This is a genomic window from Streptomyces sp. SCUT-3 (assembly GCF_014083985.1).
Lineage (GTDB): Bacteria > Actinomycetota > Actinomycetes > Streptomycetales > Streptomycetaceae > Streptomyces_H > Streptomyces_H thermolineatus.
The window spans coordinates 4349218-4372621 of the sequence record NZ_CP046907.1 but is presented as its reverse complement, the minus strand read 5'-3'; the positions used below and the strand labels follow the sequence as shown (position 1 = coordinate 4372621).

The following is a 23404-nucleotide window of genomic DNA, read 5'->3' as shown; positions in this document are numbered from 1 at the left end:
GGCCGGTTAACGTCCGGGCCGCACGGTGGTCCGCATGACATCGACAACCTCCCGCACCGTGGTGGTCGGCGGCGGAACGGCCGGCGTCCGGCTGGTGGACCGGCTGGCCGCGCTCGGCGCGGCCGACGGCGTCACCGTGATCGGCGAGGAGCCGCACCCGCCGTACAACCGGCTGCTGCTGGACGGTGTGCTGGCCGGCCGGTACCCGCCGGAGGTCGTGGAACTCCCCCGGCCCGACGGGCCCGCGTACCTGTCCGGGGTCCGCGCGGTGCGGATCGACCGGGACGACGCCGCGGTGGTGTGCGACAACGGCGACCGGGTGCCGTACGACACCCTGGTGCTGGCCACCGGCAGCAGCGCCGTCCTCCCTCCGCTGCGCGGCCTGTCCGGCACCGCGGGCCCCGGCTCCCCCCGGCTGCCCGAAGGGGTCCGCACCTTCCGCACCATGGACGACTGCCTGGCCCTGGCCCCGCGGGCCCGGCCGGGGGTGCGGGCCGTGGTGGTCGGCGGCGGGCTGCTGGGGGTCTGCGCGGCACGGGCCCTGGCCTCGCGCGGCGTGCGGGTCGTCCTCGCCCACCGGGGCGGGCACCTGATGGACCGCCACCTCGACCCGCGGGCCGCCGCCCTGCTCCGCGCCCACCTGGAGTCGCTCGGCGTGGAGGTCCGCACCGGGTGCCGGGTGCGCGGCCTCCTCGTCCGCGGAAGCGGCGAGGGGCGCGCGGTGGAGGGCGTGGAGACGGCCGACGGGTCCCGGACGGAGGCCGACCTGGTCGTCCCCGCCTGCGGGGTGCGGCCGCGCACCGGCCTGGCCGCCGCCGCCGGCCTCACCGTCCGGCGCGGGATCGTCGTCGACGACGGGTTGCGCACCGACGACCCGCGCATCCACGCGATCGGCGACTGCGCCGAGCACCGCGGCACCGTCCACGGCCTGGCCGGCCCCGCCCACGACCAGGCCGACCTGCTGGCCCGCCGGCTCGCGGACCCGGGCGGAGCCGGAGGCACCGGGCGCGTCCCCCTCTACAGGGGCAGCCGGGTGCTGACCCGGCTCACCCTCACGGGCCCCCGGACGGGCACCGGCCCCGCCCCGAACCCCTTCTCCGCCGCCGGTGAAGGCGCCGGCGACGTGTTCGACCTCGCCGCGTTCGGCGAGGTCGCCGCGGGCCCGGAGGACCACGAACTGCTCCTCTCGGACGCCACCCGGGGCTCGTACCGCAAGGTCGTGCTCCGCGACGGCCGCCTCGTCGGCGGCATCCTGCTCGGCGACCTCGCCGCCGTCGGCACGCTCGCCCGCGCCTGGGAGGGCGGCGAACCGCCGCCCGGACACCCGATCCACCTGCTCACGACCGACGGAGGCCACCGATGACGACCACCATTCCCACGATCGTGCTGGTGGGCCACGGAATGGTCGGCCAGCGATTCCTGGAGTCCCTGGCGGACCGCGGGGTGACCGGACGCGCGCGCGTCGTGGTGCTCTGCGAGGAACCGCGGCCCGCCTACGACCGGGTCCGGCTGAGCTCCTACTTCTCCGGCACCACCCCCGAGCAGCTGTCGGTGGTCGAGCCCGGGTTCATGGAGCGGCACGGCGTGGAACTGCGCCTGGGCGACCCGGCCGTGCGGATCGACCGCGGCGGACGCACCGTCACAGCCCGCTCCGGCGCGGTCGTCCCCTACGACACGCTGGTGCTGGCCACCGGCTCCTACCCCTTCGTGCCGCCGGTGCCGGGCAAGGACACCACCGGCTGCTTCGTCTACCGCACCGTCGAGGACCTGCTGGCCATCGAGGAGTACGCCGCCGGCGCCACCTGCGGCGCGGTGGTCGGCGGCGGCCTGCTGGGCCTGGAGGCGGCGGGAGCCCTCAAGGGGCTGGGGCTGACCACCCACGTGGTGGAGTTCGCCCCCCGGCTGATGCCGGTGCAGGTGGACGAGGGCGGCGGCGCCGCACTGCGGCGCACCGTCGAGGACATGGGTGTGGTGGTGCACACCGGCGTGGGCACCCGGGAGATCACCGCCGGCCCGGACGGCTCGGTGGCGGCGATGCGGCTGTCCGACGGCTCCTCCCTCGACACCGACCTGGTGGTCTTCTCCGCCGGGGTGCGCCCCCGCGACGAGCTGGCCCGCGACTGCGGCCTTCCGGTGGGCGAGCGCGGCGGCGTCGTGGTGGACGAGCGGTGCCGCACCGCCGACCCGCACGTGTACGCGATCGGCGAGTGCGCACAGGCCGCCGACGGCCGGGTGTACGGCCTGGTCGCGCCGGGCTACGGGATGGCCCTGGCCGCGGCCGGCGCGATCGCCGCCGCGACGGACGCGGAGCGGGCCCGGGGTCCCGTCTTCACCGGCGCGGACACCTCCACCAGGCTCAAGCTGCTGGGCGTGGACGTGGCCAGCTTCGGCGACGCGCACGGCGCCGCCCCGGGCAGCCTGGACGTGCTCTACTCCGACTCGCGGGCGGGCGTGTACAAGAAGCTGGTGGTCGGCGCGGACGGGACGCTGCTCGGCGGCGTCCTGGTCGGCGACGCCGACGCCTACGGCACGCTGCGCCCGCTGACCGGCACCGTCCCCGCGGTGCCCCCCGAGCAGCTGCTCCTGCCCGCGGGCGCCGACGCCCCCGCCGCCGCGGGCCCGTCCGCCCTGCCGGACGGGGCGGTGGTGTGCAGCTGCCACAACGTCACCAAGGGCGCGGTGCGCGCCGCGGTAGCCGAGCACGCGTGCACCGACGTGCCGTCGGTGAAGAAGTGCACCCGGGCCGGCACCGGCTGCGGCTCCTGCGTCAGGACGCTCACCGCCCTCGTCGACGACGAGCTCGCGGCGGGCGGCACGGTCGTCGACAAGGGGCTGTGCGGCTGCTTCGCGCACACCCGCGCCGAGCTCCACGAGATCGTCCGGGTCGGGCGGATCACCTCCTTCACCCGGCTGCTGGACGAGCACGGCAGGCAGGAGGCGCGCGGCGGCGAGGGCTGCGAGGTGTGCCGGCCGACGGTGGCGTCGCTCCTCGCCTCCCTGGCCCCGGCGGTGGGCGCCTCCGGCTACGTCCTGGACGGCGAGCAGGCCGCCCTGCAGGACACCAACGACCACTTCCTCGCCAACCTGCAGCGCAACGGCTCGTACTCGGTGGTGCCCCGCGTGCCCGGCGGCGAGATCACCCCGGAGAAGCTGATCGTGATCGGCGAGGTGGCCCGCGACTTCGGGCTCTACACCAAGATCACCGGAGGGCAGCGGATCGACCTGTTCGGCGCCCGGGTGGAGCAGCTGCCGAAGATCTGGGCCCGCCTGGTGGACGCCGGCTTCGAGTCCGGCCACGCCTACGGCAAGTCGCTGCGCACGGTGAAGTCCTGCGTGGGGAGCACCTGGTGCCGCTACGGCGTGCAGGACTCGGTGCGCATGGCGATCGACCTGGAGCTGCGCTACCGGGGCCTGCGCTCCCCGCACAAGCTGAAGTCGGCGGTCTCGGGGTGCGCCCGCGAGTGCGCCGAGGCCCGCGGCAAGGACTTCGGGGTCATCGCCACCTCGAACGGCTGGAACCTGTACGTCGGCGGCAACGGCGGCGCCGACCCGCGCCACGCCGACCTCCTCGCCCAGGACCTGGACGACACGGAACTGGTGAGGCTGATCGACCGCTTCCTGATGTTCTACATCCGCACCGCGGACCGCCTCGAGCGCACCTCGGCCTGGCTGGAGCGCATCCCCGGCGGCCTGGAGCACGTCCGCGACGTGGTCGTGGAGGACTCCCTGGGGCTGTGCGCGGAGCTGGAGGGGCTGATGGAGCAGCACGTCGCCGGCTACCGCGACGAGTGGGCGGCGACCCTGGACGACCCCGAGCGGCTGAGCCGCTTCGTGTCCTTCGTGAACGCCCCCGGCACGCCCGACCCGACGGTGCGGTTCGTGCCGGAGCGCGACCAGGTCAAGCCCGACCTGGAGATCCTCGCCGGCCCCGCCCTGCCGGTCCGCACCCTTCAGGAGGCGTCCGCATGACGACCACGACGACCGGACGCACGACCCCGACGACCGGGCGGGTGGAGGTGCGGGCCTCCGGGGCCTGGACGCGGGTGTGCGGCCTCGCCGACCTCGTCCCCGGGCGCGGGGTGGCGGTGCTGCTGCCGGACGGGCGGCAGGCGGCGCTCTTCCTGGACCGGCACGGCGCGGTGCACGCGATCGGCAACCGCGACCCGTTCAGCGGGGCGTACGTGCTCTCCCGCGGGCTGCTGGGCAGCAGGGACGGGCGGCCGTTCGTGGCGTCCCCGGTGCTCAAGCAGCGCTTCGACCTGGTCACCGGCGTCTGCCTGGACGACGGGTCGGTGACCGTCCCGGTCCACCCCGCCCGCGTCGTCTGACCCCCGGCCCGGGGCCGGCCCGGACCCGGCCCGGGGCCGGCCCCGGCCGTTCCCGGGCCGCGGCCGGTTCTCCCGGCCGCCCCGGTGCCCGTTCGGCCCGCCTGCCGTGGCCCGGCCGGGCCGGTCCGGGGGACGATGGCGGGGTGGCTGTCCCTGCTCGTCCGGTCCGCACCCAGCGGCAGCGGCGTTTCCGCGCCTGGCTGCTCGGCGGCCCGGCCGACACGGTCCAGCAGCAGCCCGGACCGCACGCCCGGGTCACGGCCGAGGAGCGGCGCCACCCCTGGTGGAAGGTGATGTGCCTGACCGGGGTGGACTACTTCTCCACCCTGGGCTACCAGCCGGGCATCGCCGTGCTGGCGGCCGGGGTGCTGTCGCCGGTGGCCACGGTGGTGCTGGTGGTGGTGACCCTCGCCGGCGCGCTGCCGGTGTACCGCAGGGTGGCGCAGGAGAGCCCGCACGGCCAGGGGTCGATCGCGATGCTGGAACACCTGCTGTCCTTCTGGAAGGGCAAGTTCCTGGTGCTGGTGCTGCTCGGCTTCGCCGCGACCGACTTCATGCTCACGATCACGCTGTCGGCGGCCGACGCCACCGCCCACCTGGTGGAGAACCCGCACCTGGGCGGCTTCCTGGGCGGGCAGCGGGTGGCCGTCACCCTGGTGCTGATCACCCTGCTCGGCGGCGTGTTCCTCAAGGGGTTCACCGAGGCCGTCGGCGTGGCCGTGGTGCTCGTGGGGGCGTACCTGGCGCTCAACGCCGTCGTCGTCGCGGTGGGCCTGTGGCACGTGGCCACCGAGCCGCACGTGGTCCAGGACTGGACCCGTGCGCTGACCGCGCGGCACGGCGACCCCGTCGTGCTGCTGCTGCCGGCCCTGCTGGTCTTCCCCAAGCTGGCCCTGGGCCTGTCCGGCTTCGAGACCGGCGTGACGGTCATGCCGCACGTCGCCGGCGCCCCCGGCGACACCGAGGAGCGCCCGGCCGGACGCATCCGCGGCACGAAGAAGCTGCTGACCACGGCCGCGGTCGTCATGAGCGCCTTCCTGATCACCAGCAGCACGGTCACGACCCTGCTCATCCCCCTCCCGGAGTTCGAGCCGGGCGGCCCGGCCAACGGCCGCGCCCTGGCCCACCTGGCCCACCGGTACCTCGGGTCCGGCTTCGGCAGCCTCTACGACGCCTCCACCGTCGCCGTCCTGGGGTTCGCCGGCGCCTCGGCCATGGCGGGGCTGCTCAACCTGGTGCCCCGCTACCTCCCGCGCTACGGCATGGCACCGGACTGGGTGCGGGCCGTGCGCCCGATGGTGCTCGTCCTGACCGCCGTCGCGTTCACCGTCACCTTCGTCTTCGACGCCGACGTGACGGCCCAAGGCGGCGCGTACGCCACCGGGGTCCTCGTGCTCATCACCTCCGCGGCGGTCGCCGTCACCGTCTCCGCGCGCAGGGCCCGCCGGCACGGCGGCACGGTGGCCTTCGCCGCCGTCTCCGGGATCTTCCTGTACACCACGGCGGCGAACGTGGCCGAGCGCCCGGAGGGGATGAAGGTCGGCGCCTGCTTCATCGCCGGGATCGTCGCCGTGTCCCTGCTGTCCCGGCTGGGCCGCTCCTTCGAGCTGAGGGCCACCGGTGTGACGCTCGACGACACGGCCGCCCGCTTCGTCCGCGACATCGCCCACCGGACCATCCGGTTCGTCGCCAACGAGCCCCAGCTCCGCGACGCCGCCGAGTACCGCGACAAGCTCCGCCAGCTCCGGGCCGACAACGACTTCCCCGAGGAGGAGGACCTCGTCTTCGTCGAGGTCACCGTCCTGGACCCCTCCGACTTCGAGGCCGCGCTGGAGGTGCGCGGCACCGTCCTCCACGGCCGCTACCGGGTGCTGACCGTCAGGAGCACCACCGTGCCCAACGCCCTCGCCGCGCTGCTGCTGCACGTGCGGGACCTGACCGGCCGGCGGCCGCACATCTACTTCGAGTGGACCGAGGGCAACCCCCTCGCCCAGTTCCTGCGGTTCTTCCTCCTCGGCCAGGGGGAGGTCGCCACGGTCACCCACGAGGTGCTCCGCGAGGCCGAACCGGACCCGGAGCGCCGTCCCCATGTCCACGTCGGCTGAGGGGCGGGGCGCCGCCCCGGCCCGCCCCTGGGTGCCGGAGGCGGTCGGCCGCGCGTGCCTGCTGATCGGCCTCCTCGACGTCGCCGTCGCGGTCCTGCCCCGGCTGCGGCGCGGCACGGTCGGCGCCCTGGCCGTCGACCTCCCCGGCGCCGTGACCGCCCTGAGCACCACCGGCACGCTCACCGTGGGATTCCTGCTGGTGCTGCTCGCCCACGCGCTGCGCCGCCGCAAACGCCGCGCCTGGCGCGCCGTCTGCCTCCTGCTGCCGGTCGGCGCGGCGGCGCACCTCGTGCACGGCCACCGCACCGGCGCGGCGGTGGTCTCCCTCGCCCTGCTCGCGGTGATGCTGGTCCACCGGCGCGAGTTCTACGCCCTGCCCGATCCGCGCAGCCGCCGGTACGCCCTGGCCAACCTGGTCTGCACGGGCGCGGCGGCCCTGCTCCTGGGCCTCGTGGTCGTCACCGTCCACTCCTGTGCGGCGGCCGGCAGCCCGGGCTGGGGCGAGCGGCTGCAGGAGACCGTCCTGGGGCTGTTCGGCGTCACCGGGCCGATCCGCTACGGGGCCGGGGAGGCGGACGAGGTCGCCGCCCTGCTCGGCACGCTCGGCCTGCTCACCGCCCTCACCACCGGCTACCTGGCGCTGCGTCCCGAGCACCCGGAGCCGTCCCTCACCGACGGGGACGAGGCGCGGGTGCGGGCGCTGCTGGACCGCCACGGGGCGCGGGACTCGCTGGGCTACTTCGCGCTGCGCCGCGACAAGAGCGTGCTGTTCTCCCCCACGGGCAAGGCCGCCGTCGCCTACCGCGTCGTCCAGGGGGTGATGCTCGCCTCCGGCGACCCGGTCGGCGACGTCGAGGCGTGGCCCGGGGCGATCGCCGAGTTCACGGCCCGGGCCCGTGCGCACGCCTGGGTTCCGGCCGTGGTCGGCTGCAGCGAGACCGGCGCCGGGGCGTGGGTCCGGGAGGCCGGGCTGGACGCGCTGGAGATCGGCGACGAGGCGGTCGTGGAGACCGCGGAGTTCTCCCTGTCCGGGCGGGAGATGCGCAACGTCCGGCAGATGGTCAGGCGCGTCGAGCGGCAGGGCTGGACCTGCCGGGTCCGCCGGGTCGGGGAGCTGGACCGCGCCGAGCGGCAGGAGATCGCCGAGGCGGCGGACCGCTGGCGCGGCACCGGCACCGAGCGCGGCTTCTCCATGGCGCTCGGCCGCTTCGGCGACCCGGCCGACGACGCGTGCGTGGTGGCCACCGCCCACGGTGCGCCGCGGGAGGAGGGGGCGGCCCGGGGCGCCCCCGGCCGGCTCGGGGCCGTCCTGCACTTCGTGCCCTGGGGGTCCGACGGGATCTCGCTGGAGCTGATGCGGCGCGACCGCGCCGCGGCCGCCGGGCTGAACGAGCTGCTGATCGTCGCCGTCCTGCAGGCGGCGCCGCGGCTGGGCGTGCGGCGGGTGTCGCTGAACTTCGCGGTGTTCCGTTCCGCGCTGGCGCGCGGCGAGCGCATCGGCGCCGGGCCGGTGCTGCGCGTCTGGCGCAGGCTGCTGCTCCTGCTCTCCCGCTGGTTCCAGATCGAGTCGCTGTACCGGTTCAACGCCAAGTTCCGGCCGCAGTGGGTGCCGCGCTTCCTCGTCTACCCCTCTGCCCGGGACCTGCCCCGCATCGGCCTGGCGGTGCTGCGGGCGGAGGCCTTCGTCGACGTCGGCCTGCCGCGGCTGCGCCGTTCCCGCGGCGGGGGGAGCCGCTCCCGCCGGAGGTCCGCGACCCGTGCACCCGGGTGGCGGAGGGGGCCCGACCAGCGGTGGCAGCCGCCGGAGAGGCCTTCCTAGAGTGAGTCGTGGCCGTCGGGGGCGGGGCCGAGGACACCGCCGACCGTACGAGATGAGGCCTTGCGCATGAGCGCCCGGGAAACCGCAGTGACGATCAACCCGATGTTCGCGCGTCCCGGCGAGCGCACTCTCGTGGAGCGCTTCCGGCTGCCGGAGGGGCAGATGATGCCCGAGACGGCGTACCAGATCGTCCACGACGAGGTCATGCTCGACGGCAACGCCAGGCTGAACCTGGCCACGTTCGTCGGCACCTGGATGGACACCCACGCAGCCCGCCTGTATGCCGAGACCGTCGACAAGAACATGATCGACAAGGACGAGTACCCGCAGACCGCCGCGGTCGAGGACCGCTGCTGGAAGATCCTCGCGGACCTGTGGCACGCGCCCGAGCCCACGCGGACGATCGGCACCTCGACCATCGGCTCCTCCGAGGCGTGCATGCTCGCCGGCCTCGCCTTCAAACGGCGCTGGCAGGAGAAGCGGCGCGCGGCGGGCCGTCCCGCCGACCGCCCCAACCTCGTGATGAGCTCGGCCGTCCAGGTGGTGTGGGAGAAGTTCTGCAACTACTGGGACGTCGAGCCCCGGTACGTGCCCATCACCGAGGAGCACCGGACGCTGGACGCCGAGACGCTGCAGGGCCGCGTCGACGAGAACACGATCGGGGTCGTCGCGATCATGGGCGTGACCTACACCGGCATGTACGAGCCGGTCGCGCAGATCGCCCGCGCGCTCGACGACCTCCAGCGCGACACGGGCCTGGACGTCCCCCTCCACGTGGACGGCGCGTCCGGCGCGATGGTGGCGCCGTTCCTGCAGCCGGACCTGGAGTGGGACTTCCGGCTGGAGAGGGTGCACTCGATCAACGCCTCCGGTCACAAGTACGGCCTGGTGTACCCGGGGCTGGGCTGGGTGGTGTGGCGCACCCGCGACCACCTGCCCGAGGACCTGGTGTTCAAGGTGAACTACCTCGGCGGCGAGATGCCGACGTTCGCGCTGAACTTCTCCCGCCCCGGCGCCCAGGTCCTGCTGCAGTACTACCAGTTCCTGCGCCTGGGGCGGGAGGGCTACCGGGCGGTGCAGGGCGCCTCCCGCGACACGGCCCGGTACCTGGCCGACGGCGTGGCCGCGCTCGACGCCTTCGAGCTGTGGAACGACGGCTCCGACATCCCGGTGTTCGCCTGGCGGCTGGCACCGGGCGCGGGGGAGAACTGGAGCCTGTACGACCTGTCCGACCGCCTGCGGATGAGGGGCTGGCTGGTACCGGCCTACCCGATGCCCGACGACCTGGCCGACACGACCGTCCAGCGGATCGTGGTCCGCAACGGCCTCGGCCTGGACCTGGCGGAGAGCCTGCTGGCCGACATCCGCGAGGAGACGGCGTACCTGGAGCGGCTGACCGCCCCGCTGCCCTCCGGCAGGCCCCGGACCGCTTTCAACCACGGCGGGCGGGCCCCGGGGGGCGGGACGGCGGGCCGGAAGCCGCCCCCGCCGTGACGCCGCCGGCTCGGGCCGCACTCCGCCGGCGGACGGCGGGGCGGCGTCACGGCGCGGCGGCGTCACGGCGCGGCTTCGGGGTACCCGACGGGGAAGAGCCACGCACCCCCGGGACAGGGAGGGCCGCCATGTGCCGTCTGTTCGGTATGAGCAGTGCCCCGCGACGTACCCGCGCGACCTTCTGGCTGCTGGACGCCCCGGACAGCCTGGAGTACCAGAGCCACCGCATGCCCGACGGCACCGGCCTGGGCTGGTACGCCGCCGGCGGCGGCGCGCAGCTGCGCAAGGCGCCCCTGGCCGCCTACGAGGACCGCGACTTCGCCGAGGAGGCCCGGGAGGTGGAGTCCACCACCTTCCTCGCCCACATCCGCTTCGCCAGCACCGGCGGCCTGGAGGCCCGCAACACCCACCCCTTCGAGCAGGAGGGCCGCCTGTTCGCCCACAACGGGGTGATCGAGGGGCTGGACCTGCTCGACGCCGAACTGGCCGGGGACCGCTCCCTCGTCCGGGGCGACACCGACTCCGAACGCTTCTTCGCCCTGGTCACCCGCGAGACCCGGGCCCGCGGCGGCGACGTCGCCGCGGGCATCGTGCACGCCGCCCGCTGGGTCGCCCGGAACCTGCCGCTCTACGCCCTCAACGTGATCCTCACCGCCCCGGACGGGATGTGGGCGCTGCGCTACCCGGACACCCACAAGCTGTACGTGCTCGCGCGCGCCGCCGGCGGCCGGCACGGCGACCGGCACCTGGACCACAGCGGCACCGCGGGCCGCATGCGCGTCCACTCCCGCGACCTGGCCGGCGCCCCCTCCGTGGTCGTGGCCAGCGAGCGCATGGACGACAACCCCGACTGGCGCCTCATGGAGCCCGGCGAGCTGCTCCACGTCGGGCCGGACCTCGCCGTCGCCTCCCGGACCGTCCTGCCCGAGGAGCCCGCGCACCGGCTGCGCACGGCCGACCTGCGCCCCGAGGCGGCCGCCTCGCAGCAGGCCGCCTGAGGCGGACGCCGGGGCCCCGCCCCGGCACCGGGCCGGGCGCACGCCGGACACATGCGGGAAAATGGCATGCGTCCCCCCGGGGACGGCTCACCGCCCGTACGGGTCGCCGTCCCCGGGAGAGCAACGGGAGGCTCGATGTCCACAGCAGGCGACGGGGGCCGCGGGGAGGCGGGGCTGCCCCTGCTCGGCGGGATCGGGGAGACCGAACTGGACCGCCTGCAGGCCGGGCTGCGCCGGGTGGGGCACCTGCACGGCCGGCTGCGGCAGCTGCTGGACGCGGTCCTGGCCGTCAGCGGCGAACTGGAGCTGAACGCGGTGCTGCGCACCGTGGTGGACGCGGCCCGGGAACTGGCCGGCGCCCGCCACGGCGCGCTGTGCGTGCTCGACGAGCGGGGGAGGCCGGTCGAGCTCATCTGCTCGGGCGCCGGCTCCCGGGAGTTCTTCGCGGCGGGCCGCCTCCCCTGCGGCGGGGGCCTGCTGCGGGACCTGGCCCGCGCCCCGGAAGCACCACGGACGCCGGACCGGGCGGACCGGGCGGACCGGATGAACCGGGCGGAGGGCCACGCCCCGGCCGCCTCACTGCTCGGGGTGGCGATCCGGGTGCGGGAGAACGTCTACGGCAACCTCTACCTGGCGGACAGGCCCGGCGGGGACGCGTTCAGCGACACCGACGAGGCAGTGGTGACCGCGCTCGCCGGCGCGGCGGGCGTGGCGATCGAGAACGCCCGCCTGTACCAGCGGCTGCGGCAGGCGACCGAGGAGTTCCAGCGTCGCCTGCTGCCCGAGCTCCCCGACCTGGGCCCGCTGCAGCTGCAGGCCCGCTACCTTCCCGCCTCGGTCGAGCCGCGCATCGGCGGCGACTGGTACGACGTGATCCACCCGCCCGGCGGGGCGCCGTGCCTGGTCGTCGGGGACGTGGTCGGCCACGACGTGCACGCCGCGACGGTGATGAGCCGGGTCAGCAACATGCTGCGGGTGATCGCCTGCGAGGAGGAGGGCCCGCCGAGCAGGATCCTGCGGCGGCTGGACGAGGTCATGGGACGGCTGCGCCAGGAGGCCATGGTCACCGTGCTGGTCGCCCGGATGGAGGAACGCGGCCGGGGCCGCTGGCGGCTGGAGTGGGCCAGCGCGGGCCACCTGCCCCCGCTGCTGCTCGCCCCCGGGGGCCGGGCCCGCTACCTCTACGGGGACGACCAGGGGGTTCCGCTGGGCGTCGACCCGGGCCTGCCGCGCACCGACCAGCAGGAGGACGTCGCCGGCGGGAGCACCCTGCTGATGTTCACCGACGGGCTCGTCGAGGACTCCCGGCACTCCCTGGAGGACGGGATGGACGACTTCGCCCGCGCCGCGCTCGCCCTGGCCGACTCGCCCCTGCCCGGGCTGTGCGACGCGCTGCTGGCCCACCGTGGCGGCGCCTTCGCCGACGACGTGGCGCTGCTGGGCCTGCGGCCCGGTGCCGGCGGGGGGTAGCCGGCGGCGGGTGGGCCCGCCCGGGGAGGCGCACCCGCCGGCCGCCGGTCCCGGCGGGTGCGCCCGGCCCTTGCCGCGGCGGCGTCAGGCCGTGTTGCCGCCGTCGACCGCCAGGGTGGCGCCCGTGATGAAGGACGCGCCGTCCCCCGCCAGGAACACCGCCGCCGCCGCGATCTCCGACGCCTCCCCGTAGCGGCCGAGCGCCGTGAGGCTGCGCTGGAACTCCGCGTGGGGGCCGTCGGCCGGGTTCATGTCGGTGTCCACCGGCCCGGGCGAGATCTGGTTCACCGTGATGCCCCGGGGGCCGAGGTCGCGGGCCAGCCCCTTGGTCAGGCCCGTGACCGCCGCCTTGCTCGTCGCGTACAGCGTGGCGCCGGGAGCCGGCACCCGTGCGCCGAGGCAGCTCCCGATGTTGATGATGCGGCCCCCCGGGCCCAGGTGCCGCACCGCCGCCCGGGCCGTGAGCAGGTAGGCCCGGACGTTGACCAGGAGGGTGCGGTCCACGGTCTCGACGGGGAGGTCCTGGAACGCCGTCCCGGACACGTCCATGTACCCGGCGTTGTTCACCAGGACGTCGAGCCTGCCGAGGCCGGCCGCGGTCTCCTCCACCGCGGCCGTGATGTCCTCCGGCACCGTCGTGTCCGCCGCCCGTGCCAGCCCCCGGCGGCCTGCGGCGCGCACGTCGTCGAGGACCGCCTCGGCGGCGTCCTTGTTCTGCAGGTAGGTGATCGCCACGTCCGCACCCGCCTGCGCCAGGGCGCGGGCGATCGCGGCGCCTATGCCCCGGCTGCCACCGGTGACCAGCGCCACCTTGCCGGCGAGTTCGCTCATCTCGGCTCCAGAGTTCCGTCGGGAAGGGTCGTCGGGGCGGCCGGGGCATCGGCGTCGGCGTTCCGCCGCGGTGCTCCGGTTGCGGCCCGGTCGCCCGCCATGTCGGGCAGCAGGGTGAGGAATCCGGCCACCGCCATCACGGCGCCGATCCACAGCGGGGCGCGCAGGCCGTGGCCGGCGCTGATGCCGAGTCCGCCGGCCCACGCGCCGATCACCACGCCCATCGTGATGCAGGAGGTGTGCACGGTGTTGACCAGCGGGCTGCTGCCCACCGTGCGCATCACGCGGGCGACCAGCGCGGGGTTCATGGAGACCCCGACCAGGCCGATCCCGGTCATGGCGACCACGGTGACCGCCTTCTGCCCGGTGAACAGCGCGAAGACGACGAGCAGCACGGCCAGGGACGCCAGGCCGACGGTCAGCGTGGCGACGGGTCGGGCGTCCGCGATCCTGCCGACGACGTAGTTGCCGACGATGGTGGCCGCGCCGTAGACGAACAGCAGCGTGGTGACCGTGGTCCTGCCGAAGCCGGTGACCTCGGACAGGATGGGGGTGAAGTAGCTGAACGCCGCGTAGGTGGCCCCGATGACCAGCGTGCTGGTCGAGTAGACCGCCCACAGCTTCCGCTGCTTGAACACCGCGAGCTCGCCCCGCACGCTCGTGCCCCCGGCGGCCTCCATGCGGGGCACCAGGGAGGCGGTGAGCGCGCCCATCACCACCGCCATGGCGGCCACCACCCAGAAGCTCGTGCGCCAGCCGAACGACGAGCCGATCCAGCTGGCCAGCGGCAGGCCGAGCACGGTACCGCCCATCAGGCCGCTCAGGACGATCGAGCTCGCCCGGGCCGCGGCGCCGGGCGGGGCCAGCTCGATCGCCACGGCGATGGCCACGCCGAAGAACGCTCCGGAGACCGCACCGGTGATCAACCGCGCCACCACCAGCAGCCAGTACTCGGGGGCCAGCGCGCCGAGTACCTCGCCGGCGACGAAGGCGGCGAACAGGACCATGAGCGCCGAGCGGCGGGGCAGTTTGAGCAGTGCGGTGGTGAGGAGCGGGCCGCCGACCGCCATGGCGAGGGCGTACAGGGAGATGAGGTAACCGATCCCGGAGGCGGGGACGCCGAGGTCCCGAGCCATCTCGGGCATCATTCCGGTGACCTGCAGCTCGCTGGTCACCAGGGCGAAGATCCCCAGTCCGAGGACGTATACGGCGATGGACATGTAGCTGGTGTTCCTCTCGGCGGAGCGCGGTGCGCCGCGCAGGTCAGGCGGTGCCGGCGTCGGCCTGGAACGATCCGTGGCGGCCGCCCACCTCGACGGCCCTCGGGTTGTCGGTGGGCCGGAACGGGGGCACCGGGACGCCCGGCACGGCGGGCTCGCCGGCCTCCAGGAAGAACCGCTCGAAGCCGCCCGGCGTGAAGAGGAGGAGCTGCCGGGCCGGGTGGAGGCCCTTGTTGCGGAAACCGTGCATCGTGTTGCGCGGGACGAACACGAAGTCCCCGGTGCGCACCGTCAGGGTGCGCCCGGCGACGTACATCTCGAGCTCGCCCTCGAGGACGTAGAACGCCTCTTCCTCGCGCGTGTGGTTGTGGATCGGCGGACCGCCGCCGGGGGGCACCGACGCCTCGAGCACCGTGAGCCGGCCGTCCGACTCCTCCTTGTCGAGTTTGACGGAGTACACGTCGCCGTTGAGCCACACCGCCGGCCCTCCGCCGGCGGGTACGTGGAGGAACGGGTGCGCGCTCGCGGTGCCGGGGGCTGCGGGTGCATCGGAGGAGACGTTCGTCATGTGCCTGTCCTCTCTGCCTCTCCTGGAGTCGGTGGACGGGGCGGAGCCATCTCGTGAGCACGGCGATCAATTCTTGACCGATAGGTCATCATTACATTCCTCGCAGGCGCCCTGTCAACCTGTAACCTGGGGGCCCGGAGACGGGCGCGGCGTCCGGAACCGACGCCCCCGTCCAGAAGGCCCACCGGTGCGGCACCGCGGGAGGAACGATGGCGAGAGGACGTCCCCGGGAGTTCGACGTCGACGAGGCCGTCGACACCGCCCTCGCCGTCTTCTGGGACAGGGGGTACGAGGGCGCGACCCTCGCCGACCTGACCGACGCGATCGGCATCCGCCGCGGCAGCCTCTACGCCGCCTTCGGCAGCAAGGAGGCGCTCTTCGACCAGGTGCTGCTCCGCTACGGCGAGACGATCGCCCGGTACATCGCCCGCGCCGTCCTCCTGCCCACGGCCCACGACGTCGTCGCCGCCGTCTGGCGCGGCGCCGTCGAGGCCACCACCGACGAGAACACGCCCCACGGCTGCCTGATCGTGCACGGCGCCCTCAGCTGCTCCGCCGACAACGACGCCGTGCGGGCCCGCCTGGCCGAGATCCGGCGCAGCGACCGGCAGCGCCTCCGGGAGAGGTTCCGGCGCGCGGTCGACAGCGGCGACCTGTCGGCCGGGGCCGACCCGGAGGCGCTGGCCACCTACGTCGCCACGGTGCAGCACGGCATCGCCGTGCAGGCACGCAGCGGGGCCAGCCGCTCGGAACTGCACTCCATGGTCGACCTGGCCCTCGCCGGACTCCGCCGGCCGGAACAGCCGGAACAGCCGGAACAGCCGGAACGGTCCTGAGCCGCCCCCGGACGCGGCGGCCGGGGGCGGCTCAGGACCGGCCCCCTCGGGCGGGCCCGCGGAGGACTCAGGCCGCACCCCCCGGGAACAGCCCTTCGCGGGCCGGTCGGAGCCCGGCGGCGGGGGAGGCCGCGTGGACGAGGCGTATCAGCTCGGTGCGGGACCGGATCGACAGCGCCCGGAATATCTTGCGCAGGTGGTAGTTGACCGTGTGCGGCGACAGGTGCAGGCGCGCGGCGATCTCCTTGTTCGTCATGCCCTCCACCGCGAGTTCGGCCGCGGCGACCTGCTTCTCCGTCAACCGCTCCCACCCCGGGATCGCGGCCGCCCCGCTGCCCGCGGACTCCGCACACCGGGGCCCGGCGGGGACGCCCGGGGCCGTGTCCGCCGCCCGCGGGGCGAAGACGGACGCGACCGCGGGAGCACGGCGGTCGGCCGGGACGCCTGCCGGCTCCGGACCGCGGCAGGGACCGGACAGGACGACGCCCCCGGCCGTCCGGTGCGTCGGGGGCGTCCGCAGGAGGACCGCCGCGGGACCGGGCGCCGCGTTCCCCGGGAACCCCGGGGAACCCGGGAAACCCGCGAACGCCTCCTCGAACTGCCGTGCGCGGTAATGGTCCGCCTGCTCGCGGATGGCGGCACGCGCCGCGGCGGGGACCATGCCCCGGATGATGTCCCGGAACGGCTCGTTGGCGAACCTCACGTCGTCCCCGTCCTGGCTGAGCAGGCCGGAGAACACCGCTTCCTGCAGGTCCGGCAGCAGGCACGACGGCTTCGCGCCCAGGATTTCGGCGAGTTCCCCGAAAATGAGGTGCATTCCCAGGGTGGAGGCGACGAGCAGCATGGTGGCGCAGGGGCGCGAGCAGTCCTGCACGTACCGCCGCACCAGGTCGCCCAGCCTCTCGGGAATTCCCGGCCGCGTCAGACAGGCGGCCGCCCCGACCTCCACCCGGCCCTCCTCCAGGAGTCCCTCGACGAAGGCCCGTAATGCCCGGGGGTGGCCGGACAGCGACGCGGCCGCCCGGGCGAGCGCCGCGTCCGGTCGTGCTCCCAGCAGGTCGCCCACCATCTCCTGGGCCGCCCGGTCGTCGAGCGCGCCGAGCCGGAACGACCGGCGGGAGACCGCCGCGGACTCCAGGGCGGACTCCAGCGGGCTGCTGGGGCTGCCGCACCGCCGACCGGTGCACCACACGACCGGCACGTTCGCCGTGCTCGGGCGCAGAGCCGCCAGCGCCCTCGCGTCCGCCGTGTCCGAGCGGTGGGTGTCGTCCAGGAGGACGACGAGAGGGCGGTCGAACACCCCGTGGCTCCCGTGCAGTCCCCGGACCACCTCGGCGCCGGACGCCTCCGCCACGGCCCCGGCCTCGGCGAGCAGGCGGGACTTGCCCATGCCCGGTGCGCCCTCGAACGACATGTGCAGGCTTCCCGGACGGCGCGGGGACCGCAGGGCCTCACGGAGCGCGGAGACCTCCGCCGATCGGCCTCGCAGAGGGGGCGTTCCGGCCTTCAGCACTGTGTTCACGTTTCAGTCACCTTCTGTCGACGAGGGTGGAGGAGAAGCCGTGGTGCAGAGCCAGCACTCCGGTCGGTCGAAGCGTGCCTGACATCCGTCCGGCGCGACCGTGGAGGCGGCGGGGCCGTGCCGGCCCCGTCGCCGGGCGGACCGCCGCCCGGAGCAGGCGGCGGCGCGGGAACAGCGGTTCATGTGGCCCCGCTCCGTCACACCGGGACCGGAGGGCCCGGCCGGGGCACACGGCTCCGCGCAGCGGTCCCCCCCGCGCTCCGGGGCGGCGCGGTGGGCGCGCTCCTCGCCCCCCGTCGGGGTGTCGGCGGCCCCGGGGGGACGGCTCAAAGGCGCGCCGGTGCACCGGTGGCGGCCGGATCCGTTCGCAGCGACCCGCAGGATCGGGTGTCGCGTCCGCACGGCTCGCACCTGCCCCCTTCCGCCTTCCCCGGAGAACCCGGCCCCGCGCCGCCCCGCCGTGGTGTGCGCACGGGTGATCCACTGCGGATCCCGAAGAGCGAAACAAGATATTCCGCTGTCCCATGGCGCAACACAAGCTCAAACTGGCCAACTTGATGAACGAACGATCAAAATCCATTTGAATGCGCAAACCAAGGTCCGCCGTGCCCCCGGCTCCGCCCGCCGGCCCTCCGCCGGCCCTCCGCCGGGAGTCCGCCCGGGAGTCCGCCCGGCGGACGGGGCGGCACACCGAACGGCGGCGCACCGCGGACGACCGTTCCGTCGCCCGCGGTGCGCCGCCCGCAGCACCACCTCTCAGCGCGGCCGCGCCCCGGACACCGGCCGGTCCGGCCGGTCCGGCAGCGGCCGGCCCGCGGTCACGGGGCGCCGGCCTGGTAACGCGACCCCCTCACGGCGCGCGGCGACCACGGGCGGCGCCCGGTGCGGAACATCGCATCGGCCCGCGCGAGCGCGCCCGGCCGCACCTCCTCGGTGCCGCCGAGCACCGCCAGCCGCGTGGCCGAGTCGTCCCCCAGGTACAGGGAGGCCAGGTCCCGCACCTGGATCCTGAGGTCCGGGCCGCGCGTGGTGCGCACGCAGGAGGCGCCGTCCGGGCCGCCCTCCAGCAGCCAGGTGCCGGCCGCGTACCCGGCCGCGTCCGCCACCTCCAGCACCAGGCTCCCGTCGACGCCGTAGGTGCGGGCCGACAGGGAGCGGGGCGCGTCGAGGATGCGCAGCCACATGTAGTCGCTCAGGGCACTGATCCGCGCGGCCCGCGGATCGCCCAGCCACAGCGGCAGCAGCGTGTCCGGGGCGCGGTAGGGCAGGTGGACCGCGGTCACCCAGTCGACCGTCACGGCGTACCGCAGCAGCGCCGCCTCCGCCCGCGGGGACACCGCGATCAGGTCGCGCACCCACAGCGGGGACCGGGGCAGCATGGCTTCCCACGTCTCCTCGGCGTCGAAGCAGAGCAGGCCGTCGGCCTCGCCCGTGTCCGGATCCAGGTGCAGGGCGAAGAACGGCTCCGGTCCCTCGGAGGCGGAACCCGTGACGTGCTGCCCGGTGGCCTCCTGCCACCACGCCTCGTCCCGGCGCAGGGCTCCGGGCTGGATCGCGCGCAGCCGTTCGTAGACCCCGGGAGCCGCCTTGAGGTACTCGCGGGGGTCGACCAGCAGCACACCGGAGGTGTCCCCGGTCCGCAGGGGGTCCACCCCCGCCCGGTGCACGTCGATCTCGAACCAGGCCATCGCGGTCGCGGGGCCGAATCCGAAGCGGCCGTAGAGGGGGTACCGGGCGGCGTCCAGGACGGCCAGCGGCTCCCCGCGTGCGAAGGCCTCCTCGAGGTCCGTCACCACCATCCTGCGCAGCAGCCCGCGGCGGCGGTGCGTGCCGGCCACGCTGACCCTGGAGATCGCCGACACGGGGAGGACCGCGCCGCCCGGCACGGTGAGCTCCTGGGGGGAGCTCCGATAGGTCCCGACGCACCTGTCCCGGTCGAAGGCGCCGATGAGCCGGTCCCGGGCCGCCGCCGACCGGATGCTGTCGACACTGCTCTCGGCGTACGGACGCAGGTATCCGTTGCCCCACGCGCGGGTCCACGCGGGGAGGTCCTCCTCGGTGACGGGACGTATGTCGATCACCGCTGAATCGGTCATGGCTGCTCAACCTCCGGTCACCACGGCAAGACGGCACGGCCGTCGGGATGTGTGCACTTCAACCGGTGATGCGCCGGGGCCCTGCCGCGGGGGCGGCGAACGGCTGAAGCGGTTCCGCGCGTCCCGGCGTCACCGGCCCGGCCGCCGCACGCCGGGAGCTGCCCGACGGGCACCGGCGGCCGGCGCCCGGCCCCGGGGACACCGCCGCCGCGTCGGCGGCTCCTTCGGAGTCCGGTCCCCCGCGCCGCGGGAGCACGTTCCCCCGCCCTCCGTCACGCATGCGCCCCGCACAGGCGTGCGGAACGGGGGGCGTCGCCCGGCCGCAGCCGCGCGGGACACGCAAACACGCTAGAGCAGCCCCGGCCCGGGAACCACTAGTGGCGCGGGTAGTCCGACCGCTACCCGCCCCTACCGGTCCGGGTAGAGGGCGCCGGGCGCAGCGGGCCCTTCCTGAGGGATTCCGGGCCGCCCGCCCCCGCCGCACGCCCGGGCCGCACGCCGCCGTTCTACCCGAACGAGTAGGCCGAGTAGGAAAACGATTACTCGGGTTATCAGTAGCCACCGCTCCGGCGGGCTGGCTACTTTTCCCCCGGAGCACCTGCGACGAACCGTGACCGGCCGATCACAGGAGAAACCAGAGGTTTCTCCGGTCCGGCTGCAGAGTGAAACGAGGGGCTGTGTCCACGACGGCTTACAGCAGTACGCGCCGGATCGACGTGCAGGATCCGCCGCCCGACGGCGTGGACCTGCGTTCGGCCATGCGCCTGTTCCCGACCGGCGTGGCCCTGCTGTGCACCGGGACCGGGAGAAGAGCCGTGGGCATGACCGTCAACGCGCTGATGTCGGTCTCGTTGGCGCCGCCCCGGATCCTGGTGAGCGTTCTGAGGACGGCACGGGCCCACCCCGTCCTGTGCGAGAGCCGGTCCTTCTCGGTCCACTTCCTCAGCGACCGGCAGGCCGCGGTCGCCGGACTGTTCGCCTCCCGGGACAAGCCGTGCGGCACGGCCCTGGAGGCCCTGGTGGAACGGGACGTGCTGCCGGCCGCCCTGGCCGCACTGCAATGCTCCGTGGAACAGGTCTTCCAAGGAGGCGACCACAGCCTGTTCCTGAGCCGGGTGGAATCGATCGGGCACGGCGAAAAAGACGGAGAGCCCCTGGTGTTCCACCGCGGAATTCTCGGAACCACGCATCGGTGAGGTGTTGTCCCTTGTCTGTTCTCCCTGCAGGAATTCCGACCGGAGCGGTGCGGGCGGTGGGAGAGGGGTCGAAGCCCCTGCCGCCCGGCGCGAACGTCAGCATGTTCGTCCCCCGCGACGTCTACGGCGTCGTGCGGCCGCGCACGGTCGACGAGGTGCGCGACATCGTCCGGGCCTTCGCCCGGACCGAGGACGGCCCCCGGCTGCAGGCCCTGAGCACGGGCCGCAACTGGGGCCTGGGGTCCCGCGAGCCGGCCCGGGACGGAGTGGTGACCCTGGAGCTCGGAGGGCTCGACGCGGTCCGCGAACTGAGCGTCGAGGGCGGCTGGGCGGTCGTCGAACCGGGAGTCACCCAGCTGCGCCTGGCCGAACTGCTCTCCGGTACCGGCCGGATGCTGAACGTCACCGCCTCCTCCGGGCACACCAGCGTGCTGGGCAACGCCGTCGACCGGGGCGTGGGCCTGCGCCGGCAGCGCACCCTGGACCTGGTGGGCCTGGAAGTGGTCCTTCCCGACGGGGAGCTGATCCGCACGGGCTGGTGGCCGCACGGCGAGCACCCGGGCGCGATCAACCCGCAGGGCCTGGGGCCCTCGCCGCTGGCTCTGTTCACCCAGTCCGACCTGGGCATCGTGACGGCGGGTGTCGTACGGCTGCTGCCCCGTCCCGAGGCGCAGTGCGTGCTGCGCCTGGGCTTCGGCAGCGGCCGGCTCGCGGAGGCCGTCGACGAACTGCGGCGCTGGACGGCGCAGGGACTCGTCTCCGGTGTCCTGAAGGTCTACGACCCCGTCTCCACCCGGTCGTACGGGGGCCTCGGCGACGAGTACCTGACCCACCTGTGCGTCAGCGGGACCGAGCGTTCCGTGGCGGCGGTCACCCGGGTCATCGAGGAGGAGGCCGAGGAGAGCGGCCTGTTCACCCGGGTCCTGCGCTCGGACGAACACCCTCCCGCACCGGACGACCTGGTCGCGCGCGCGGTGGAGCGGCTCTACGCCGGCGACCCGTCGCGCAACGAGGCGATGCTCAGGTCCGCCGTGGGCCAGGAGGCGGACCGGGTCGACGCCGAGGGCGGCGGATGGCTCTTCTTCCTCCCCCTGATCCCCTTCACCGGCCCCTCGGTCGCCCGCGCCCAGGAGCTCCTGGACCGGGTCCACGCCGAGACGGGCATACGGCCCGGCTCCACCGTCAACGCCCTGGACCCGGACGTGGTCGACCTGGTGGTCTCCTTCCGCTTCCCCCGCACCGAGCACCACGCCCGGCAGGCGCACCGCGCCCTCGACCGGACGTACGAGCTGTTCGCCGAAGCCGGCTTCCACCCCTACCGCCTCGACTCCGACCACCACGCCTGGATGGACCGGTTCTCCGGCGACCCGGCCGCGCGCGCCTTCGTCCGCCGGCTGAAGGAGACCCTCGATCCCCGCCGGGTGATCGCGCCCGGCAGGTACGCCTGACCCGCCCCCACACCCCTGGAGGAGAACGTGACCACCCCGGAGACGCACGACGTGGACGGGTCCGTGCGCATACCCAACACCGCGGAGGACATCCTCCGCCGCGCTCGGGAGGCCGTGCCGTTCCTGCGGGAGCGGGCCGCCGACATCGAGGCCGGCCGCAGGCTGCCCGAGGACGTCGTCGCCCTGCTGCGCCGCAACGGCGTGTTCCGCGCCGCCGCGCCGAAGGACCGCGGCGGACCGGAGCTGACCTCCGTGCAGCAGACCGAGCTCATCGAGACGCTGGCGACCGGCGACGTCTCGACCGCCTGGTGCTCCATGATCGGCATGGATTCGGGCATCTACGCGGGTTATCTGGAGGAGGACGCGGTCCAGGAGTTCTACGGCGACCTGGACACCGCCAACTCGGGCTGGATCCACCCGCAGGGACGGGCCGAGCGCGTGCCCGGCGGCTACCGGGTCTCCGGGCACTGGCGGTTCGGCAGCGGCTCCACCCACTGCGACGTGCTGGTCGCCGGGTGCCGGGTGTTCAAGGACGGGGAGCCGGAGCCCGACCCCGTCACCGGGGACCCGGTGCAGTGGCGCGTCATGGTGGCCCGCCCGCACCAGTACGAGCTCGTGGACACCTGGTTCACCACGGGCCTGGCCGGCAGCGGCAGCGGCGACTACCGGGTGACCGACCTGTTCGTGCCGGAGGAGCACTCCTTCTCCTTCCAGGTGCCGCGGCGCACGGGCCCGCTGCACGCCGCACCCGACGCGATCCTGCGGAAGATGTCCGGCGTCCCCCTGGGCATGGCGCGCGCCGCGATCGACCACGTGCGCGACCTCGCCGGCACCCGGGTGGACCGGGAGAGCGGGACGCCGTGGACGGACAGCCCGCGGGTGCAGTCGGCCCTGGCGCGGGCGGAGATGGAACTGGCCGCGGCACGCGCCTCCGTCTACTCCGGGCTGGAGGCGCAGTGGGCCGCCCTGGAACGCGGCGACGAGCCCACGGCGCAGCAGCGCACCGCCACCGCACTGGCCCGCTACCACGCCTTCCGCACCGCGCGGAACATCGTGTCCGCCCTGTTCGACCTCGTGGGCGGCTCCTCCGTCTACCGCGAGAAGTCCCCCCTGGACCGCTGGCTGCGCGACGCGAACACCATGTGCCAGCACGCCGTGGCCCAGGACTCGATCCTCGAACTCACCGGGCAGGTCCTCCTGGGCGGCGAGTCGCGCAGCCCCTTCCTCTGATCCTCCGGGGCTCCCGGGGCGACCGTGTCGGACCACGGCGCGTTCCGGCCGAGCACCACGGCGGCGACCGCGCGGACCGCGGTCGCCGCGAACGCCCGCGGCAACCGGACGAAGGACCCGTCCGGTTGCCGCGGGCGCGCACGGTCGTGCGGCCGGACGGCGGCGTCCGTCCGGCCGTCCGGCCGTCCGGCCGGGCGGAGGCCCGACTGCTTCCCCGTGCCCCGAAAGCCTCCGCCCCTCCTG

At 74.8% G+C, this 23404-nt stretch carries 17 protein-coding genes; 12 read left to right on the top strand and 5 right to left on the bottom strand.

Going from position 1 to position 23404, the window contains the following annotated elements:
- Window positions 1-34 precede the first annotated feature (34 nt).
- From GQS52_RS19320 to GQS52_RS19285, 8 genes are all read left to right on the top strand, one after another.
- A complete protein-coding gene (locus tag GQS52_RS19320) occupies window positions 35-1363 on the top strand; it encodes an FAD-dependent oxidoreductase (protein WP_182314617.1) in 1329 nt (442 codons plus the stop codon).
- Window positions 1360-3969 carry a nitrite reductase large subunit NirB gene (nirB, locus tag GQS52_RS19315; RefSeq protein ID WP_182314616.1) on the top strand — a complete coding sequence of 870 codons (2610 nt, stop codon included), beginning with the start codon at window positions 1360-1362 and terminating at the stop codon, window positions 3967-3969. Before GQS52_RS19320 ends, nirB begins: the two co-directional genes overlap by 4 nt.
- Complete coding sequence (gene nirD / locus GQS52_RS19310) at window positions 3966-4328, top strand: nitrite reductase small subunit NirD (protein ID WP_182314615.1); 363 nt, start codon at window positions 3966-3968, stop codon at window positions 4326-4328. Before nirB ends, nirD begins: the two co-directional genes overlap by 4 nt.
- Window positions 4329-4621: 293 nt before the next feature.
- The gene (locus tag GQS52_RS19305; protein WP_259371155.1) at window positions 4622-6433 is read left to right on the top strand and encodes an amino acid transporter; all 1812 of its coding nucleotides are present in this window, start codon (window positions 4622-4624) and stop codon (window positions 6431-6433) included.
- The gene (locus GQS52_RS19300) at window positions 6417-8252 is read left to right on the top strand and encodes a phosphatidylglycerol lysyltransferase domain-containing protein (RefSeq protein ID WP_182314613.1); all 1836 of its coding nucleotides are present in this window, start codon (window positions 6417-6419) and stop codon (window positions 8250-8252) included. The genes GQS52_RS19305 and GQS52_RS19300 overlap by 17 nt, the downstream gene beginning before the upstream one ends.
- Window positions 8253-8354: 102 nt before the next feature.
- Window positions 8355-9746, top strand: coding sequence for a glutamate decarboxylase (locus GQS52_RS19295; protein ID WP_346268277.1), 1392 nt, complete (start codon window positions 8355-8357; stop codon window positions 9744-9746).
- 128 nt (window positions 9747-9874) lie between these two features.
- Entirely contained in the window at window positions 9875-10744 is an 870-nt protein-coding gene (locus tag GQS52_RS19290; RefSeq protein WP_182314611.1) for a class II glutamine amidotransferase, read from the top strand.
- Between the two features lie 135 nt (window positions 10745-10879).
- On the top strand, window positions 10880-12214 hold the full coding sequence (locus tag GQS52_RS19285; protein WP_182314610.1) for a GAF domain-containing SpoIIE family protein phosphatase: 1335 nt from the start codon (window positions 10880-10882) through the stop codon (window positions 12212-12214).
- A gap of 84 nt (window positions 12215-12298) precedes the next feature.
- Here GQS52_RS19285 and GQS52_RS19280 read toward each other — a convergent pair whose 3' ends face one another.
- The 3 genes from GQS52_RS19280 to GQS52_RS19270 are packed head-to-tail and all read right to left on the bottom strand — an operon-like array spanning window position 12299 to window position 14833.
- Complete coding sequence (locus GQS52_RS19280; protein ID WP_182314609.1) at window positions 12299-13045, bottom strand: SDR family oxidoreductase; 747 nt, start codon at window positions 13043-13045, stop codon at window positions 12299-12301.
- A complete protein-coding gene (locus GQS52_RS19275; protein ID WP_182314608.1) occupies window positions 13042-14265 on the bottom strand; it encodes an MFS transporter in 1224 nt (407 codons plus the stop codon). Before GQS52_RS19275 ends, GQS52_RS19280 begins: the two co-directional genes overlap by 4 nt.
- A 43-nt stretch (window positions 14266-14308) precedes the next feature.
- Entirely contained in the window at window positions 14309-14833 is a 525-nt protein-coding gene (locus GQS52_RS19270) for a quercetin 2,3-dioxygenase (protein WP_182314607.1), read from the bottom strand.
- Window positions 14834-15042: 209 nt separating this feature from the next.
- Between GQS52_RS19270 and GQS52_RS19265 the strand changes: the two genes are divergently transcribed.
- Window positions 15043-15669, top strand: a complete 627-nt coding sequence (locus GQS52_RS19265) for a TetR/AcrR family transcriptional regulator (protein WP_182314606.1) — start codon at window positions 15043-15045, stop codon at window positions 15667-15669.
- A gap of 67 nt (window positions 15670-15736) precedes the next feature.
- On the opposite strand, the gene GQS52_RS19260 is transcribed toward GQS52_RS19265, so the two are convergent.
- Together GQS52_RS19260 and GQS52_RS19255 are read right to left on the bottom strand one after the other, a co-directional pair.
- The gene (locus GQS52_RS19260) at window positions 15737-17191 is read right to left on the bottom strand and encodes a LuxR C-terminal-related transcriptional regulator (RefSeq protein WP_182314605.1); all 1455 of its coding nucleotides are present in this window, start codon (window positions 17189-17191) and stop codon (window positions 15737-15739) included.
- Between the two features lie 818 nt (window positions 17192-18009).
- Window positions 18010-19287 carry a GNAT family N-acetyltransferase gene (locus tag GQS52_RS19255; protein WP_182314604.1) on the bottom strand — a complete coding sequence of 426 codons (1278 nt, stop codon included), beginning with the start codon at window positions 19285-19287 and terminating at the stop codon, window positions 18010-18012.
- Between the two features lie 677 nt (window positions 19288-19964).
- On the opposite strand from GQS52_RS19255, the gene GQS52_RS19250 reads away from it, so the two are divergent.
- From GQS52_RS19250 to GQS52_RS19240, 3 genes are read left to right on the top strand one after another with little or no spacing between them, the layout of a single operon-like run.
- Window positions 19965-20483 (top strand): flavin reductase family protein, encoded by a 519-nt coding sequence (locus GQS52_RS19250; protein WP_182314603.1) that lies wholly within the window; start codon window positions 19965-19967, stop codon window positions 20481-20483.
- Between the two features lie 56 nt (window positions 20484-20539).
- A complete protein-coding gene (locus tag GQS52_RS19245; protein WP_220472779.1) occupies window positions 20540-21931 on the top strand; it encodes an FAD-binding oxidoreductase in 1392 nt (463 codons plus the stop codon).
- Window positions 21932-21958: 27 nt separating this feature from the next.
- Window positions 21959-23161: an acyl-CoA dehydrogenase family protein gene (locus GQS52_RS19240; RefSeq protein ID WP_259370862.1), complete on the top strand. Its 1203-nt coding sequence runs from the start codon at window positions 21959-21961 to the stop codon at window positions 23159-23161.
- The last annotated feature ends 243 nt before the right edge of the window (window positions 23162-23404 follow it).

Coding starts and splice junctions, on each gene's coding strand:
- GQS52_RS19320 (WP_182314617.1), top strand. CDS start 35: ATGACATCGACAACCTCCCGCACCGTGGTGGTCGGCGGCGGAACGGCC.
- nirB (WP_182314616.1), top strand. CDS start 1,360: ATGACGACCACCATTCCCACGATCGTGCTGGTGGGCCACGGAATGGTC.
- nirD (WP_182314615.1), top strand. CDS start 3,966: ATGACGACCACGACGACCGGACGCACGACCCCGACGACCGGGCGGGTG.
- GQS52_RS19305 (WP_259371155.1), top strand. CDS start 4,622: ATGTGCCTGACCGGGGTGGACTACTTCTCCACCCTGGGCTACCAGCCG.
- GQS52_RS19300 (WP_182314613.1), top strand. CDS start 6,417: ATGTCCACGTCGGCTGAGGGGCGGGGCGCCGCCCCGGCCCGCCCCTGG.
- GQS52_RS19295 (WP_346268277.1), top strand. CDS start 8,355: ATGTTCGCGCGTCCCGGCGAGCGCACTCTCGTGGAGCGCTTCCGGCTG.
- GQS52_RS19290 (WP_182314611.1), top strand. CDS start 9,875: ATGTGCCGTCTGTTCGGTATGAGCAGTGCCCCGCGACGTACCCGCGCG.
- GQS52_RS19285 (WP_182314610.1), top strand. CDS start 10,880: ATGTCCACAGCAGGCGACGGGGGCCGCGGGGAGGCGGGGCTGCCCCTG.
- GQS52_RS19280 (WP_182314609.1), bottom strand. CDS start 13,045: ATGAGCGAACTCGCCGGCAAGGTGGCGCTGGTCACCGGTGGCAGCCGG.
- GQS52_RS19275 (WP_182314608.1), bottom strand. CDS start 14,265: ATGTCCATCGCCGTATACGTCCTCGGACTGGGGATCTTCGCCCTGGTG.
- GQS52_RS19270 (WP_182314607.1), bottom strand. CDS start 14,833: ATGACGAACGTCTCCTCCGATGCACCCGCAGCCCCCGGCACCGCGAGC.
- GQS52_RS19265 (WP_182314606.1), top strand. CDS start 15,043: ATGGCGAGAGGACGTCCCCGGGAGTTCGACGTCGACGAGGCCGTCGAC.
- GQS52_RS19255 (WP_182314604.1), bottom strand. CDS start 19,287: ATGACCGATTCAGCGGTGATCGACATACGTCCCGTCACCGAGGAGGAC.